At 43.8% G+C, this 899-nt stretch carries 1 protein-coding gene; it reads left to right on the top strand.

Annotated elements, in window-relative coordinates; translation table 11 throughout:
* The coding region (locus C3945_RS11700; protein WP_161879826.1) for a transposase at positions 1 to 899 on the top strand (899 nt) is incomplete at both ends.

Here is an 899-nt window from a genome sequence, read left to right as displayed (position 1 = left end):
CTGCTGAAAAAGCGCGACGAGCAAAAGAGCTGAACAAAAATGGATGGACTAAAACAGCTACCTGTCGGGCACTCAATATGGATGCGCGAACCTTCGACAAGCTAGCTGCTAACTCATTCACTGTTTCTTTACCCCTGTCTGAGCAACGACATAATGAAACCGTTCGCCGCAAGGAAAAAGTCATCCATGAAGCGATGCGATTAAAGCAATTAGGCTACACGTATTCGGCCATAGGCCGTGAACTCGACAAAAATCCGATAACGATTAAACGGTATATCACTAAAGAAGTCACGGCTGTATCGAAGGCAACGGGTTCTAAGAAGAGAGCCAGCATTTTGTCTCCTTTTTATACCGATATTAATCTGGCCTTCGAGAAAGGCTTGATGGCAAGTACGATTGAAGAACTGATTCGCCAAAAGGGATATAAAGGGTCTTCTTCACTGGTTCGTCACTATGTGTCTGGAATGAAAAAGGATCGACAGCGAACCAACAAGCCATTATCCCCTCGTTATACCATCCAAAGGAGCTATGTCCTTCAGCTGTTATATCAGCCAGAATACGCATTCGAGAAATTAACACCGGAAGAATCACAATGCCTGTTTGAGCAGTATCCATTTGTCAAAGAGCTATACGACAGTATACAGACATTTAAAAAAATGCTTGAAACGCATGACGGTAAAGGAATGGGAGACTGGCTTGTTCAAGCGGAGCAGTCGCCCTACAAAGAATTGCATAGTTTTGTGGACGGAACAAAACAGGATCTAGACGCGGTCCTCATGGCTATTCAATCCCCATACAGCAACGGCCTGGTTGAAGGATCGATCAATAAACTGAAAGTGATCAAGCGCATCATGTATGGTCGTTGTTCCTTCGCTCTTTTAAGAAATAAAGTCTTATTG

The organism is Alkalibacterium sp. MB6, from assembly GCF_009935905.1.
Taxonomy (GTDB): domain Bacteria; phylum Bacillota; class Bacilli; order Lactobacillales; family Carnobacteriaceae_A; genus Alkalibacterium.
This window is presented reverse-complemented; position numbering and strand designations above follow the sequence as displayed.